This is a genomic window from Streptomyces sp. iso_384, assembly GCF_056172905.1.
The window spans coordinates 303,372-318,453 of sequence record NZ_JBWBTT010000001.1 but is presented as its reverse complement, the minus strand read 5'-3'; the positions used below and the strand labels follow the sequence as shown (position 1 = coordinate 318,453).

Below are 15,082 nucleotides of genomic sequence, written 5' to 3'. Positions count from 1 at the left end.
GGGGCGGCGGGCCCGCAGGCCCACCGCCCCGACTTCACCTCATATGGCGCCTACTGGATGACCGTGATCCGGTCCGTCGCCGGCGGGGCCAGCGGGGCGGCGGCCGTCGAGTGGGCCGCCAGGTAGGCGTTGAACAGGTCCAGGTCGGACGCGCCGACCAGCTTGTTCGTGCCCTCGCCGAGGGCCGCGAAGCCGTCGCCGCCGCCCGCGAGGAACTCGTTCATCGCGACCCGGTAGGTGCGCTCCGGGTCGATCGCCTCGCCGTTCAGCTTGATGGTGTCGGCGACCACGCGGTCCGCGCCGCTCTTCGTCAGGTCGAGCGTGTAGGTGAGGCCCTTGGAGACCTGGAGGATCTTCGGGCTGGCCTCGTTGCCGCCGCTGACCTGCTGCTGGAGGGCGGTGACCAGCTGGGCGCCGGTCAGGTCGACGACGTTCATCATGTTGGTGAACGGCTGCACGGTGAACGCCTCGCCGTACGTGACGACGCCGTCGCCCTCACTGCCGGACGCCTTGTGGACGAGGTCCGAGCGGATGCCGCCCGGGTTCATGAACGCGACTTCCGCGCCGCCCTTGTCGGCCGGGGCGAGCCCTTCGAGCTGGGCGTCGGCGATGACGTTGCCGAGCGGCTTCTCGGGCGCCGTGGAGCCGCGGCCGTTGATGTCGGCGCTGATCCAGCCCTGCGGCTTGTCGGCGATCGGGGCGGCGAGCTTGTTCCAGCGGTCGATCAGGCGCGTCATGTCGGCGGCCTTGGGCTGGTCCCGGGTCACGACGTGGTTCGCGGACTTCACCGACGTACGGACGATGTCGTTGGTGCGACGGTCGTAGGTGAGCGTGGTGTCCGTGTACAGCTTGCCGAACGACGAGGCCGAGGTGACCATGCGCGGCTTGCCGGACGGGTCCGGGACGGTGCACACGTACGCCTGGTGGGTGTGGCCCGTGACCAGGGCGTCCACCTTCGGCGTGATGCCCTTGGCGATGTCGACGATCGGGCCGGAGATGCCGTCGCCCGCGCCGGGGCTGTCGCAGTCGTAGTTGTACGAGGTGGAGGCCGGGGCCCCGCCCTCGTGGATCAGGGCCACGATGGACTTGACGCCCTTGCGGTCCAGCTCCTTGGCGTACTTGTTGATCGTCTCGACCTCGTCGTGGAACTTGAGGCCCTTGACGCCGTTCGCGGTGACGATGTCCGGCGTGCCCTCCAGGGTCACCCCGATGAAGCCGATCTTGACGCCGTTCTTCTTCCAGACCGTGTACGGCTTCAGCAGCGGCTTGCCGGTCTTCTCCTTGGTCACGTTGGCCGCGAGGTAGGGGAAGTCCGCTCCCTTGAACTTCTTGCCCTTCTCGTAGCAGCCCTCGACCGGGTGACAGCCGCCGTTCTGGAGGCGGGCCAGCTCGGTCGCGCCCTCGTCGAACTCGTGGTTGCCGACCGCCGTGACGTCCAGGTCGAGCTTGTTCAGCGCCTCGATCGTCGGCTCGTCGTGGAAGAGACCCGACAGCAGCGGGCTCGCGCCGACCATGTCGCCGCCGGCCGCGGTGACGGAGTACGGGTTCCCCTTGCGCGCGGTGCGCAGCGAGGTCGCCAGGTACTCGACGCCACCGGCCGGGATCGCCTCGACCGTGCCGTCCGCGTGCGTCTTGGTGACCGTACCGGCGGATCCGGCCGGCGGCTCCAGGTTGCCGTGCAGGTCGTTGAACGACAGCAACTGCACGTCGACGGTACGGGGCTTGTGGCCGTGGCCGTGCCCGTGGCCACGGTCATGGGCGTCGGCCGGCATCGCGGCGACGAGCGCGCCCACGGTGGCCAGACCGGCTGCGGCGGCGAGCACCCGCCGTGTCGCACGGTTCTTCTGCGGAGTCGCTGACATCGGTCCCCTTGTGAGTCAGTGCTGTCGGTGGTGTCGGTGCTGTCGGTGGTTCTGTGGTGCCACGACGGGAATGCTGCGTGCCGCAGCCTAGAGTCAACGCGCGTAGCGCAACAGGTGTTCGGGGTTACGGACTGGTTGCCATCCGGCCAAATGGCCCGTCGAAGACACCCGCGCCGCCTACCGAGGACGCATGCCCCCGCCCCTCCTCCCGCTCGCCGTACGCTCGGAGGCATGACGACTGACGCACCCCTCCCCGCTCCCGGACGCGAGATTCAGGCCCTCGACGCACTCGACTCCGAGCAGGCCGACACCGTCCTCGCCCTGCTCGCCGACGCCGCCCGGTCCGACGGCCGGCAGGCGGTGTCCGAGCAGGGCAGACTCCGGATCCGGGGCGGACACCGCGACGGCGTACGGCACTTCCTCCTCACCGTCGACGGAACACTGGCCGGCTACGCCCAGTTGGAGGACACCGACCCGGTCGAGGCCCCGGCCGCCGAGCTGGTCGTCCACCCCGACCTGCGCGGCAGCGGGCACGGCCGGGCGCTCGGCGCGGCCCTCCTCGCCGCGACCGGCAAGCGGCTGCGGGTCTGGGCGCACGGCGGCAGCTCCGCGGCCCGCCACCTGGCCCAGGTCCTCGGCCTCTCCCTCTTCCGCGAGCTGCGCCAGCTGCGGCGGAGCCTGATCCCGCTCGACCTCGCGGAGCCGGCGCTGCCCGAGGGCGTCACCGTACGGACCTTCGAGCCGGGCCGTGACGACGCCGCCTGGCTCGCCGTGAACCGCGCCGCCTTTGCTCACCACCCCGAGCAGGGGTCGCTGACCCAGCAGGACCTGGACGACCGCAAGGCGGAGCCCTGGTTCGACCCGAAGGGCTTCTTCCTGGCCGAGCAGGACGGGGAGATCGTCGGCTTCCACTGGACGAAGGTGCACGCCGAGGAGCAGCTCGGTGAGGTGTACGTGGTCGGCGTCCTGCCCGAGTCCCAGGGCGGCGGCCTCGGCAAGGCGCTGACCTCGATCGGCCTGCACCATCTGGCGGCCCAGGCGCTGCCCACCGCGATGCTCTACGTGGACGCGGACAACACGGCGGCCGTGACGGTGTACGAGCGGATGGGCTTCACCACGCACGAGGTGGATCTGATGTACCGCACGGAGTCCTGAGGCCGGGCGTCCGCCGTTCGACCGGCTGTCCGCCGGTCGCTACAGCTTACGGAGTTTCGGCGTCGCAGAAGTACCGCACCTGACTCCGAAGAAAATCTATCGTGGCGGCGGTAGACATCCGGTGCCCGGTGGGGTTAGCGTTTTCCTCGTAGCCGGAAGACAAGAGGGCACGGCAGACACGAACTGCCGTGCATGCAGGTCAGAGCAGTACAGAGCAGTGAGCGGAACGGCAGTGGAGCGAGGGAGCCGGAAACGGTGGGTTCCCCCACTGACTGCCGGGCCGGGCGGCCCCAGGGGCCGCGTGCAACACCGCAGTACCGCAGTGGCAGTTCCAGCAGTACCCGCAGTACCCGCAGTACCGAAACACTGAACCGCACGAGGTAAGGAGCAGACGCCATCAGGATCGCCTGAGCGAGGAAGTATCCGCTCGGGTACCGCAGGCCCCGGAACGGAAGGTGGTCCCCGGTCAAGAATCCGCGATCCCCGCTTGCCCGCCCTACCGGGCGGACCGGCGGAACAGATGGGCCGGCACAGTCGGCCGGCAGATGGTGTTGAAAGCTCGGGGCCCGAGCGCCGCAAGGCGCTCGGGCCCCCCGACGTGTCCCCGAAAGAAGAGGTGCTATGCCCCCTAGCAGTACCCGCCCCACCAACAAGCTCGACGACGACGACTATCCCGCCTACACCATGGGCCGGGCGGCCGAGATGCTCGGCACCTCCCCCGCCTTCCTCCGCGCGCTCGGCGAGAACCGCCTGATCACCCCGCTGCGCTCCGACGGAGGCCACCGCCGTTACTCCCGCTACCAGCTGCGCATCGCCGCCCGCGCCCGAGAACTGGTCGACCAGGGCACGAAGATCGAGGATGCCTGCCGCATCGTCATCCTCGAGGACCAGCTGGAAGAGGCACAGCGCATCAACGAGGAGCTGCGCGCCGACCGCGCGCCGACTCCGCCGAACACCTGATCGCACCACCCGAACTCCCCCGTGGGGCGGCGTCGTTTGACGCCGCCCCATTTTTGCACCACCCTTTCACTACTCAATTAGTGAAAGGGTGGTGCAGCGCATGACGGCCGAGTCCGCAGCTGTCGAGTTCCGCATCGACCGGCGCAGCGGTGTCGCCACCTACCTCCAGATCGTCCAGCAGACGAAGCAGGCGCTGCGCCTGGGCGTTCTCGAACCGGGCGACCGGCTGCCGACCGCCCGCGAGGTCGTGGAGGCCACCGCGATCAACCCGAACACGGTCCTCAAGGCGTACCGGGAGCTGGAGCGCGAAGGCCTCGTCGAGGCCCGCCGCGGGCTCGGCACCTTCGTCCGCCGGACGCTGGGCGGCGCGTCCGAGGCAACCGCCGCCGACGCGCCGCTGCGCACCGAACTCGCCGACTGGGCCCGCCGGGCCCGGGCGGCCGGGCTGGAGAAGGACGACGTCAGCGCGCTCTTCACGGCCGTACTGGACAGCACGTACAAGGGGGACGAGGAACGATGACCGGCGTCGCGATCGAGGCACACGGCCTCGGAAGGACCTACGGACGCAGGGGCGGCGGCCATCGCGCCCTCCATGACTGCTCGTTCCGGCTGCCCGTAGGACGCGTGTGCGCCCTGGTCGGGCCCAACGGCGCGGGCAAGTCGACCCTGCTGAACCTGGCGGCCGGGCTGGACCGGCCCAGCGCCGGGTCGCTCACCGTTCTCGGCTCCAGCGCCCCCGGCGACGTACGCGACCGCATCGCCTTCGTCTCCCAGGACAAGCCGCTGTACCCGCAGCTCACCGTCGCCGACACGCTGTGGGCCGGGGCCGAGCTGAACCCCGGGCGCTGGGACCGCGCCACCGCCGGTCGGATCGCCGGACCGCTGGAGCGCGGGGCCCGCGTCCGTGCCCTCTCCGGCGGGCAGCGCACCCGGCTCGCGCTGGCGCTCGCGCTCGGCAAGCGGCCCGAACTGATGCTGCTGGACGAGCCGATGGCCGACCTCGACCCGCTCGCCCGGCACGAGCTGATGGGCGTCCTGATGGCGGAGACCGCCGAGCACGGCACCACCATCGTGATGTCCTCGCACATCCTCACCGAGCTGGAGGGCGCCTGCGACTACCTCCTGCTCGTCGACGGCGGGCGCATCCGGCTCGGCGGCGAGGCCGAGGACATCGTCTCCGCCCATGCCCTGCTCACCGGCCGGGCCCAGGACCTTTCCCCGCACACCGTCGTCGAATCCCGTACGACAGGACGTCAGCTCACCGCGCTCGTACGGAAGGAGGGCCCGGTGGACACCGCCGCCTGGTCCGTCACGGAACCGTCCCTGGAGGAGCTGCTCCTCGCCCACCTCCGCGCCCCGGACGCCCCACCGCTGCTGACGCCGAGCGCCTCGGCCGGAACGCGTGCGGAGGTGGTGTCCGCATGAGCACGCTGACGCCCCAGAAGCCCGACGCGGTCACGACCGCACCCGCGCGCGCCACCCTGCGGGGGCCTGTGCGGGTGGTGCTGCGGGTGCACCGCAAGGCCATCTGGGCGGGAGCCGCCCTGTTGGTCCTCGGCATCGGCGTCGTCGTCGCGCTCCGCGTCTGGATGGCCTCCTCGAAGGTGCTGTGCGCCGACGGCGACACGACTCCGTGCGGCGACGACGTCTTCGTCTCCAGCTACGCCCATACGTCCACCGAGGTATTCCTGGCCGACGGCGGCACGGTCATGCTCTTCCTGGCCGCGCTCGTCGGGGCCTTCGTGGCAGGCCCGCTGATCGCCCGCGAACTGGAGAGCGGCACCTTCCGGCTGGCCTGGGCGCAGTCGGTCTCCCCCACCCACTGGCTCGCCGCCCGGCTGGCCGTGCCCGCCGCGCTGACGGTCACCGGCCTGACGGTCCTGGTCGTCGTCTTCCGCTGGGGGCTGTGGTCCCTGCGGGCCGGTCCGAACAGCCCGGGGCTCGGATGGCACGCCAACGGCGTGTTTCCCGGCACCGGGCCCGCGATCCTCGGCTACGCGCTGCTGGCCGTCGCGGTCGGGGCGTTGTGCGCGGTGCTCGTCCGCCGCACCGTGCTGTCCATGTCCCTGAGCGCACTCGTGCTCGCGGCCGTGGGCATCGGCCTCGGCACACGGCGGTACCTGCTGTGGCCGGCCGTCCTCCGTCAGGGGGAGGGCCCCAAGCTGCTGCGTGACAGCGACTGGCACCTGGAAGGCGGCATGCTCACGGCGTCCGGCAGCAAGGTGTACTGGCGGGACTGCTACCACGCCGGCTCGGTGGAGGGCTACGACGCCTGTATGCGCGACCGGGGCGGGGTGACCCCGTTCGCCGAGGTGCACCCCGCCTCCCACTACTGGCCCCTCCAGCTCGTCGAGACCGGCATCCTCCTCGCCCTCGCCGCGCTCGCCGTGTTCGCCGCCTTCCGGCTCCTGCGCCGCCTGCACGGCTGACCGCCCACCCGGCAGAGACCCGTCGTCCGGGCCCCACGAGGGGTGGGCCCGGACGACGAACACGTACGTCGCGCACCCGTGGGCGACCCGGGCGCGACGACCACGCACAGTGACCGCGAGGCCCACCCGCAGGCACACCGCTTCCTGTACGTCATGTCGCCGTTACCGGCCATTCAGACACCCTTGCGACCCTCACGGGATGCAGCCAGCTGTGCCCGCCCCCCGCCGTAACGGGAGAGCCCGGGGAAACGCCTCCACGGGCTCTCCGGGCTCCCCGGGTTCCCCCGCCGGCTCCCCCCGTCGTGACCCGGGGTTTCCCGGGCCTTCCGCGATCTTTCCCGGCTCCGACGCGCCCGCGGAGCCCTCCACGCGGAACAATGGGCCCATGAGCCAGCAGCCCAGCTCCGAGGTCCCGGTCCAGCCCGCCGCCCAGCCGTCCGTCGGCTCGCTCGCCGCGCACCGGCCGCACGCCACCTCCGCCTCGCGCGGGGTCGGCTTCTCCACCGCGGCCGATCTGAATCCCGACCTCGACGCCGACGCGGACGCCTACGAGCCCGACCGGGACGGCGACGAGCTGCCCCAGGGCCGCTTCCTGGACCGCGAGCGCAGCTGGCTCGCGTTCAACGAACGCGTGCTGGAACTGGCCGAGGACCCGGCCACCCCCGTCCTGGAGCGGGCCAATTTCCTCGCCATCTTCGCCTCGAACCTCGACGAGTTCTTCATGGTCCGGGTGGCCGGTCTCAAGCGCCGTATCGCCACCGGTGTCGCCACCCGATCCGCCTCCGGCCTCCAGCCCCGCGAGGTCCTGGACCTCATCTGGACCCGCTCGCGCGAGCTCATGGCCCGGCACGCCGCCTGCTTCCAGCAGGACATCGCCCCGGACCTGTCCGACGAGGGCATCCAGCTGATCCGCTGGCCGGACCTGACCGAGAAGGAGCAGGCCCGCCTGTTCACCTTCTTCCGGCAGCGCGTCTTCCCGGTCCTGACCCCGCTGGCCGTCGACCCCGCGCACCCCTTCCCGTACATCTCCGGGCTCTCGCTCAACCTCGCCGTCGTCGTCCGCAACCCGGTCAGCGGCCACCGCCACTTCGCCCGGGTCAAGGTGCCGCCGCTGCTGACCCGCTTCCTGGAGGCCTCGCCCCAGCGGTACGTCCCCATCGAGGACGTCATCGCGGCCCACCTGGAGGAGCTGTTCCCGGGCATGGAGGTGCTGGCGCACCACATGTTCCGGGTCACCAGGAACGAGGACCTGGAGGTCGAGGAGGACGACGCGGAGAACCTCCTCCAGGCGCTGGAGAAGGAGCTCATGCGGCGCCGCTTCGGTCCGCCGGTGCGGCTGGAGGTCGAGGAGTCCATCGACCCGTACGTGCTGGACCTGCTGGTCCGCGAGCTGAAGGTGTCCGACGCGGAGGTCTACCCGCTGCCCGGCCCCCTCGACCTGACCGGTCTTTTCGCGATCGCCTCGCTGGACCGGCCGGAGCTGAAGTTCCCGAAGTTCATCGCGGGCACCCACCGGGACCTGGCCGAGGTGGAGTCCGCCTCCGCGCCCGACATCTTCGCCGCCCTGCGCGAACGCGACGTGCTGCTCCACCACCCGTACGACTCGTTCTCCACCTCCGTCCAGGCGTTCCTGGAGCAGGCGGCGGGCGATCCGGACGTGCTGGCCATCAAGCAGACGCTGTACCGCACCTCCGGCGACTCCCCCATAGTGGACGCCCTGATCGACGCGGCCGAGTCCGGCAAACAGGTCCTCGTCCTCGTCGAGATCAAGGCCCGCTTCGACGAGCAGGCCAACATCAAGTGGGCCCGCAAGCTGGAGGAGGCGGGCTGCCATGTGGTGTACGGCCTCGTCGGGCTGAAGACCCACTGCAAGCTCTCGCTGGTCGTCCGCCAGGAGGGCGACACCCTGCGCCGCTACTCCCACGTCGGCACCGGCAACTACCACCCCAAGACGGCCCGGCTGTACGAGGACCTCGGCCTGCTCACGGCGGACCCGCAGGTCGGGGCGGACCTCTCCGACCTGTTCAACCGGCTCTCCGGCTACTCCCGCCGCGAGACCTACCGCCGCCTCCTGGTCGCCCCGAAGTCCCTGCGCGACGGGCTGATCGCCCGGATCAACAAGGAGATCGCGCACCACCGCGCGGGCCGCCCCGCCTATGTCCGGTTCAAGGTCAACTCGATGGTCGACGAAGCGATCATCGACGCCTGCTACCGGGCCGCCCAGGCGGGCGTGCCCGTCGACATCTGGGTGCGCGGGATCTGCGCGATCCGCCCCGGGGTCGCCGGGCTCTCCGAGAACATCCGGGTCCGCTCCATACTCGGCCGCTTCCTCGAACACTCCCGGGTCTTCTCCTTCGGCAACGGCGGCGAGCCCGAGGTGTGGTTCGGCAGCGCCGACATGATGCACCGCAACCTCGACCGCCGGATCGAAGCCCTGGTCCGGGTCACCGACCCCGCCCACCGCGCCGCACTCAGCCGACTCCTGGAGACCGGTATGGCCGACACCACCTCCTCCTGGCACCTGGGCCCCGACGGGGACTGGACCCGGCACGCCACGGACGCGGACGGCCAGCCGCTGCGGCACGTCCAGGAAATGCTCATCGACGCCCGGAGGCGCAGGCGTGCGACGCCCTGACCAGCAGACGACGACCCGGCCGACCACGGGTCCCGCCCCGGAGACCGGCGCCGACGCCACGGTGGACCCGCCGGACGGGGGTGCCGAGGGCCACCCCGCCGGACCCGGGCCTTCCGGAACCGGACCCTCCGCCGCCCGCCCCGCCGGGGACCTGACCACGGAGGCGGTCCTCGCGCCCTACCTCCGCGCACAGGCCGCGGACTTCCTGCGCAGCCTGCGCCTGCACCACGAGCACAGCGCCCCCGCCGAATCCGGCGGCCAGGACGCCGCGGCCGCCACCCGCGCCCTGCGCCGCGCGGCCCGCCGGATCAGCGGCTCCCTGCACACCTTCCGGGCCGCGCTCGACCCGCTCTGGGCCGACCAGCTCCGCACCGAGCTGACCTGGCTCTCCGGCATCCTCGCCCGCGAACACGCCTACGCGAACCGCCTCACCCGGCTCGTCGAGGCCCTCCACCAGCTCTCCGGCCCGGCCCTCCCCGCCGCCCGGGGGGCCAGGGCCGCCGGGGAGGCCGCGGCCTCCGACGCCCAGGGCCGCGCCGCCCTCGGGGTCGGCGCCGCACGGGCCGGGGCGCTGCTGGAACGCCGCCTCACCCTCGCCCGGACCCGGTCGCACTCCGCGGCCCTCCAGGCGCTCGGCTCCTCCCGCTTCCACGCGGTCGCCGACGCCGTCGCGCTCCTGGCCTCCGACGTCCCGCTGGCCCCCGGCCCGGCGGGCCTGACCGCCGAGGCCCTCCTGGAGCCCGCCGAACGCGCCGAGCAACGCCTCCTCGCCGCGGTGGCCGCCCTCCCGCCCGAGGACTCCGAGCCGTACAACGAGGCGCAGGACGCGGCGTGGCACCAGGCCCGTCTGCTGCTGCGGCTGCACCGGTACGCCCACGAGGTCGTCCTCGGCGCCGCCGACCCGGCCCTGGCCGCCCCGGGACACGCCCTGGACCTGCACCGGGACGCCGTGGAGGCGGCCGGGGCAGCGGCCGCGGCCGCCCGCACCCCCCGGATCGCCCCGGCCACGGCGTACGCGCTGGGCGTGCTCCACGCGGACCAGCGCCACGAGGTGGAGGCGGCGCGGGCGGTGTTCCGGGAGAGCTGGCCGTACGCCACGGTCCTGAGCGCCCCATGAGCGGGAAGCCCCCGGGCGGCGGGCCCGCGAAGCAGCGCACCGGGACCGGCCCGGTCCTGGCGGCGGGCTGCGTGCTGTGGCGGCGCGCCCCGGGCGGGGACGGGAACGGGGTGGAGGTCTGTCTGGTCCACCGGCCCCGCTACGACGACTGGTCCTTCCCGAAGGGCAAGCTGAAGCGCGGCGAGGACCCGCTGGCCGCCGCCGTACGGGAGGTGCTGGAGGAGACCGGCCACCACTGCGCCCCCGGGGACCGGCTGCCGACCTCCCGCTACCCGGTGGACGGCCGGCCCAAGGAGGTCGCCTACTGGGCGGCCGAGGCGACGGGCGGCTCGTTCACCGCCAACGACGAGGTGGACCGCATCCTGTGGCTGGCCCCCGACGCCGCCCGCGTACGCCTCACCCAGCCCCGCGACGTCCAGCAGCTGACCGCGCTCCTGGACGTCCTCGCCGCGCCCTGAACCGCGTTCCGGTCCGCGCCCTGATCCGCGCCCAGGCCAGCGCACCGGGCCGGCCCGCACCCGCCTGCCGGACACGGTTCACCTGCCGTTCACCCTCCCCCGTAGGCGGCTTCACCTGTTCTGCCTAATTTCGGACGTACAAGGTGCGCGGCGGCAAGCCACAGCACCCCTCCTCATCGCACGCCGTCGTAGAACGAACTGACACGGCGGCTCCTGGAAGGAACACCCGAAAGTGAAGCTTCAGCGCAAGAACCGGCTTCGTGCCACCGCGCTCGGTGCCCTCGCCGTCTCCGGCGCCCTGGTCCTCACGGCGTGCGGTTCGGACGACAACACCGGCGGCGGAACGGCCGGCGCAGGGGAGAAGACGACCGCCGCGTCGGACGTCAAGTGCGACGACGCCAAGGGCCAGATCCTGGCCGCCGGCTCCAGCGCGCAGAAGAACGCCATGGACATCTGGGTCAAGGAGTTCCAGGCCGCCTGCGCCGGCGTGGAGATCAACTACCAGCCCATCGGCTCGGGCGGCGGCATCACCAAGTTCACCCAGGGCCAGGTCGCCTTCGCGGGCTCCGACTCCGCTCTGAAGCCCGAGGAGGTCGCCGCCTCCCAGAAGATCTGCACGGACGGCGGCAAGGGCATCAACCTGCCGATGGTCGGCGGTCCGGTGGCCATCGGATTCAAGCTCGACGGTGTCGACGAACTCGTTCTCGACGCCCCGACCCTCGCCAAGATCTTCGACACGAAGATCACCAAGTGGAACGACAAGGCGATCGCCGACCTCAACCCGGACGCGAAGCTGCCGGACACCGCGATCCAGGCCTTCCACCGCTCCGACGAGTCGGGCACGACCCAGAACCTGAACAAGTACCTCAGCGTCGCCGCCCCCGACGACTGGAAGTACGACGCCTCCTCGAAGTCCTGGGAGGCCAAGGGCGGCCAGGCGGCCAGCGGCTCGGCCGGCGTCGCCTCCGGTGTCAAGGACATCAACGGCGCCATCGGCTACTTCGAACTCTCCTACGCCGCGGCCAGCGACATGACCACCGTCAAGATCGACACCGGTGCCGGCGCCCCGGTCGAGGCCACCTCGGAGAACGCCTCCAAGGCCATCGCCGCCGCCAAGGTCAAGGGCACCGGCAACGACATGGCCCTGGAGCTCGACTACTCGACCAAGGCCGAGGGCGCCTACCCGATCATCCTGGTGACGTACGAGATCGCCTGCGACAAGGGCAACAAGGCCGAGACCCTGCCCTCCGTCAAGGCGTTCCTGAACTACGCGATCAGCGACGAGGGCCAGAAGGTCCTGACCGACGCGCACTACGCGCCGATGCCCGCCGAGATCGCGGCCAAGGTCCGCGAGATCGTCCCCACCCTGTCCTGACCCGGCCGCGGCCGGCCCTCCGACCAGGGCCGGCCGCGCCTTCCGGTGCACCGCCGCCAGGAGCCGTACGTACGGCTCCGCAGACCGGAGAATCAGATGGAAACAGCAACCGCACCCACGCAAGCACCGCCACCGGAGCAGCCGACCGGCGCTCCCCGCGGCAAGGCCCGCCCCGGCGACCGGATCTTCCTCGGTCTGTCCAAAGGGTCCGGCATCACCCTCCTGGTGATCATGGCCGCCATCGCGGCCTTCCTCAGCTACCGCACCGTCCTCGCGATCTCCAAGGACGAGGCGAACTTCCTCACGACCTTCGAGTGGAACCCGGCCGGCGACCCGCCCGTCTTCGGCATCGCGGTCCTCGCCTTCGGCACCGTCGTGAGCTCCGTCATCGCGATGGTGCTGGCCGTGCCGGTCGCCATCGGCATCGCGCTGTTCATCTCGCACTTCGCGCCGCGCCGGCTGGCCGGCCCGATAGCGTATGTGGTGGACCTGCTCGCCGCGGTCCCCAGCATCATCTACGGCCTCTGGGGCGTGGTCTTCCTCGTCCCCTACCTCGACGGCCTGAACAAGTGGCTGGACGAGTACCTCGGCTGGACCTACATCTTCGAGCGGACCAGCGAGGGCGCCGCCCGGAACCTCTTCACCGTCGGCATCCTGCTGGCGATCATGATCCTGCCGATCATCACCAACGTCACCCGTGAGGTCTTCCTCCAGTCGCCGAAGATGCACGAGGAAGCCGCTCTGGCCCTCGGTGCCACCCGCTGGGAAGTCATCCGGATGGCAGTCCTCCCCTTCGGCCGCTCCGGCATCATCAGCGCCTCGATGCTGGGACTGGGCCGTGCGCTCGGCGAGACGATGGCCGTCGCCGTCGTGCTGTCCCCGAACTTCCTGCTCTCCGGACACCTGCTGGATCCGGGCGGCGGCACCTTCGCCCAGAACATCGCCGCGAAGTTCAACGAGGCGGACGAATTCGGCCGTGACGCCCTGATCGCCTCCGGCCTGGTCCTCTTCGTCATCACCCTGCTGGTCAACGGCGCGGCCCGCGCGATCATCGCCCGCCGCAAGGAGTACTCGGGGGCCAACGCATGAGCCACACCGTCCAGGAAAAGCGCCCCGTCGCCGCCCCGTCGAACGTCACTCTCGCCCACGCCAGGATGCCCCGCTGGGCCCCGGCTGCCATCGCCGTCGGCTCGGTGGCCACCGGCTGCCTGATCGGTTTCGTGGCCGGGCTGGAGAGCCGGATCCAGTGGGGCATGATCTCCGCGCTGGTCTTCGTGGCCGCCACGTATCTCATCACCGCGAAGGTGGAAGGCAGCCGACAGGGCAAGAACCGTGTCGCCACGAGCCTGGTCTGGGTCTGTTTCACCCTGGCCATCGTGCCGCTGCTCTCCCTCGCGTGGATCACCGTCACCAAGGGCGTCACCGTCCTCGACGGCTACTTCCTCACGCACTCGATGAGCGGTCTCCTCGACACCGAAGAGGGCGGCGGCGTCTACCACGCCCTGCTCGGCACCATCGAGCAGGTGGCCATCGCCGCGCTCATCGCCACCCCGATCGGCCTGCTGACCGCCGTCTATCTGGTCGAGTACGGGCGGGGAAGGCTGGCCCGGGCCGTCACCTTCTTCGTCGACGTCATGACGGGCATCCCGTCGATCGTGGCCGGGCTCTTCGTCCTCGCCACATGGAACCTCATGCTCGGCTTCGGCCCGTCCGGCTTCGCGGGCTCCCTGGCCCTCGCGATCCTGATGATGCCGGTGATCGTCCGCTCCACCGAGGAGATGCTCAAGCTCGTCCCGAACGAGCTCCGCGAGGCGTCCCTCGCCCTGGGAGTCCCCCAATGGCGCACCATCCTGAAGGTGGTCCTGCCGACATCGATCGGCGGCATCACGACGGGTGTGATGCTGGCAGTGGCACGCATCACCGGCGAGACCGCCCCCGTCCTGCTGCTCGTCTTCGGCACGAAGCTGATCAATCCGAATCCCTTCGAGGGAGCGCAGTCGTCACTGCCGCTGTACGTGTACGAGCAGTACTCCGTCGGCACCACGGCCTCGGTCGACCGGGCCTGGGCAGGCGCCCTGGTCCTGATCGCCTTCGTCATGATCCTCAACCTGGTGGCCCGCGGCATCGCCCGCTGGAAGGCCCCGAAGACCGGTCGCTGACGCGGCCATCAGCGACCTCCCGAAAGTGAAGTGATCCCCATGGCCAAGCGCATCGATGTCAGCGGGCTGACCGCCTTCTACGGCACGCACCGTGCGATCGACGACATCTCGATGACCGTCGAGCCCCGCTCCGTGACAGCCTTCATCGGCCCGTCCGGCTGCGGAAAGTCCACCTTCCTGCGCACCCTGAACCGCATGCACGAGGTGACCCCCGGCGGTCGCGTCGAGGGCAAGGTGCTGCTGGACGACGAGAACCTCTACGCCAGAGACGTCGACCCGGTCGCCGTACGCCGCACCGTCGGCATGGTCTTCCAGCGCCCCAACCCCTTCCCGACCATGTCGATCTTCGACAACGTCGCGGCGGGCCTGCGCCTGAACGGCACGTACCGGAAGAGCGAGCTCGCGGACGTCGTGGAGAAGTCCCTCAAGGGCGCCAACCTCTGGAACGAGGTCAAGGACCGGCTCAACAAGCCCGGATCCGGCCTCTCCGGCGGCCAGCAGCAGCGGCTGTGCATCGCCCGCGCCATCGCGGTCGAGCCGCAGGTCCTGCTGATGGACGAGCCGTGCTCGGCGCTCGACCCGATCTCGACCCTCGCCATCGAGGACCTGATCGGCGAGCTGAAGGAGCGCTTCACGATCGTCATCGTCACGCACAACATGCAGCAGGCGGCCCGCGTCTCGGACCGTACGGCGTTCTTCAACCTGGCGGCCGTGGGTCAGCCCGGCAAGCTTGTCGAGATCGACGAGACCGAGCGCATATTCGCCAACCCGTCGGTCCAGGCCACGGAGGACTACATCTCCGGCCGCTTCGGCTGAGCCACCCCGGCTCCACGCCCCCGATACGGCCTTGCGGTGCTGCATGGCGGTGCCACCACAAGGCGAAAGGGTCCGCCCCCGTCCTCGGTACGAGGACGGGGGCGGACCCACACGTG

Annotated in this window: 13 protein-coding genes; 12 read left to right on the top strand and 1 reads right to left on the bottom strand. The window is 71.1% G+C overall.

Going from position 1 to position 15,082, the window contains the following annotated elements:
* Nucleotides 1–50 precede the first annotated feature (50 nt).
* Nucleotides 51–1,862 (bottom strand): bifunctional metallophosphatase/5'-nucleotidase, encoded by a 1,812-nt coding sequence (locus AC0VY3_RS01375; protein WP_103510979.1) that lies wholly within the window; start codon nt 1,860–1,862, stop codon nt 51–53.
* A gap of 231 nt (nt 1,863–2,093) precedes the next feature.
* On the opposite strand from AC0VY3_RS01375, the gene mshD reads away from it, so the two are divergent.
* The 12 genes from mshD (at nt 2,094) to pstB (ending at nt 14,966) form a co-directional block, all read left to right on the top strand.
* On the top strand, nt 2,094–3,017 hold the full coding sequence (gene mshD, locus AC0VY3_RS01370) for a mycothiol synthase (protein ID WP_103510980.1): 924 nt from the start codon (nt 2,094–2,096) through the stop codon (nt 3,015–3,017).
* 621 nt (nt 3,018–3,638) lie between these two features.
* On the top strand, nt 3,639–3,977 hold the full coding sequence (locus AC0VY3_RS01365; protein WP_242738758.1) for a MerR family transcriptional regulator: 339 nt from the start codon (nt 3,639–3,641) through the stop codon (nt 3,975–3,977).
* Between the two features lie 100 nt (nt 3,978–4,077).
* Entirely contained in the window at nt 4,078–4,497 is a 420-nt protein-coding gene (locus AC0VY3_RS01360; RefSeq protein WP_103510997.1) for a GntR family transcriptional regulator, read from the top strand.
* A complete protein-coding gene (locus AC0VY3_RS01355) occupies nt 4,494–5,402 on the top strand; it encodes an ABC transporter ATP-binding protein (protein ID WP_103510982.1) in 909 nt (302 codons plus the stop codon). The genes AC0VY3_RS01360 and AC0VY3_RS01355 overlap by 4 nt, the downstream gene beginning before the upstream one ends.
* Nucleotides 5,399–6,406: an ABC transporter permease gene (locus AC0VY3_RS01350; protein WP_475548705.1), complete on the top strand. Its 1,008-nt coding sequence runs from the start codon at nt 5,399–5,401 to the stop codon at nt 6,404–6,406. The genes AC0VY3_RS01355 and AC0VY3_RS01350 overlap by 4 nt, the downstream gene beginning before the upstream one ends.
* Nucleotides 6,407–6,791: 385 nt before the next feature.
* Nucleotides 6,792–9,041: an RNA degradosome polyphosphate kinase gene (locus AC0VY3_RS01345; protein ID WP_103510984.1), complete on the top strand. Its 2,250-nt coding sequence runs from the start codon at nt 6,792–6,794 to the stop codon at nt 9,039–9,041.
* Entirely contained in the window at nt 9,028–10,158 is a 1,131-nt protein-coding gene (locus AC0VY3_RS01340) for a CHAD domain-containing protein (protein ID WP_475548704.1), read from the top strand. Before AC0VY3_RS01345 ends, AC0VY3_RS01340 begins: the two co-directional genes overlap by 14 nt.
* Nucleotides 10,155–10,616, top strand: coding sequence for an NUDIX hydrolase (locus AC0VY3_RS01335; protein WP_475548703.1), 462 nt, complete (start codon nt 10,155–10,157; stop codon nt 10,614–10,616). Before AC0VY3_RS01340 ends, AC0VY3_RS01335 begins: the two co-directional genes overlap by 4 nt.
* A gap of 232 nt (nt 10,617–10,848) precedes the next feature.
* On the top strand, nt 10,849–11,991 hold the full coding sequence (gene pstS, locus AC0VY3_RS01330; protein WP_103512616.1) for a phosphate ABC transporter substrate-binding protein PstS: 1,143 nt from the start codon (nt 10,849–10,851) through the stop codon (nt 11,989–11,991).
* A 96-nt stretch (nt 11,992–12,087) separates the two neighbouring features.
* Nucleotides 12,088–13,080, top strand: coding sequence for a phosphate ABC transporter permease subunit PstC (gene pstC / locus AC0VY3_RS01325; RefSeq protein WP_475548702.1), 993 nt, complete (start codon nt 12,088–12,090; stop codon nt 13,078–13,080).
* Entirely contained in the window at nt 13,077–14,150 is a 1,074-nt protein-coding gene (pstA, locus tag AC0VY3_RS01320; RefSeq protein WP_103512614.1) for a phosphate ABC transporter permease PstA, read from the top strand. The genes pstC and pstA overlap by 4 nt, the downstream gene beginning before the upstream one ends.
* Nucleotides 14,151–14,189: 39 nt before the next feature.
* Nucleotides 14,190–14,966 (top strand): phosphate ABC transporter ATP-binding protein PstB, encoded by a 777-nt coding sequence (gene pstB / locus AC0VY3_RS01315; protein WP_103512613.1) that lies wholly within the window; start codon nt 14,190–14,192, stop codon nt 14,964–14,966.
* The last annotated feature ends 116 nt before the right edge of the window (nt 14,967–15,082 follow it).

What these genes read in the sequence shown, in the direction of transcription:
- AC0VY3_RS01335 (WP_475548703.1), top strand. Translation starts at nt 10,155, where the DNA reads ATGAGCGGGAAGCCCCCGGGCGGCGGGCCCGCGAAGCAGCGCACCGGG.
- AC0VY3_RS01365 (WP_242738758.1), top strand. Translation starts at nt 3,639, where the DNA reads ATGCCCCCTAGCAGTACCCGCCCCACCAACAAGCTCGACGACGACGAC.
- AC0VY3_RS01350 (WP_475548705.1), top strand. Translation starts at nt 5,399, where the DNA reads ATGAGCACGCTGACGCCCCAGAAGCCCGACGCGGTCACGACCGCACCC.
- pstB (WP_103512613.1), top strand. Translation starts at nt 14,190, where the DNA reads ATGGCCAAGCGCATCGATGTCAGCGGGCTGACCGCCTTCTACGGCACG.
- AC0VY3_RS01360 (WP_103510997.1), top strand. Translation starts at nt 4,078, where the DNA reads ATGACGGCCGAGTCCGCAGCTGTCGAGTTCCGCATCGACCGGCGCAGC.
- pstC (WP_475548702.1), top strand. Translation starts at nt 12,088, where the DNA reads ATGGAAACAGCAACCGCACCCACGCAAGCACCGCCACCGGAGCAGCCG.
- pstA (WP_103512614.1), top strand. Translation starts at nt 13,077, where the DNA reads ATGAGCCACACCGTCCAGGAAAAGCGCCCCGTCGCCGCCCCGTCGAAC.
- AC0VY3_RS01375 (WP_103510979.1), bottom strand. Translation starts at nt 1,862, where the DNA reads ATGTCAGCGACTCCGCAGAAGAACCGTGCGACACGGCGGGTGCTCGCC.
- mshD (WP_103510980.1), top strand. Translation starts at nt 2,094, where the DNA reads ATGACGACTGACGCACCCCTCCCCGCTCCCGGACGCGAGATTCAGGCC.
- AC0VY3_RS01355 (WP_103510982.1), top strand. Translation starts at nt 4,494, where the DNA reads ATGACCGGCGTCGCGATCGAGGCACACGGCCTCGGAAGGACCTACGGA.
- AC0VY3_RS01345 (WP_103510984.1), top strand. Translation starts at nt 6,792, where the DNA reads ATGAGCCAGCAGCCCAGCTCCGAGGTCCCGGTCCAGCCCGCCGCCCAG.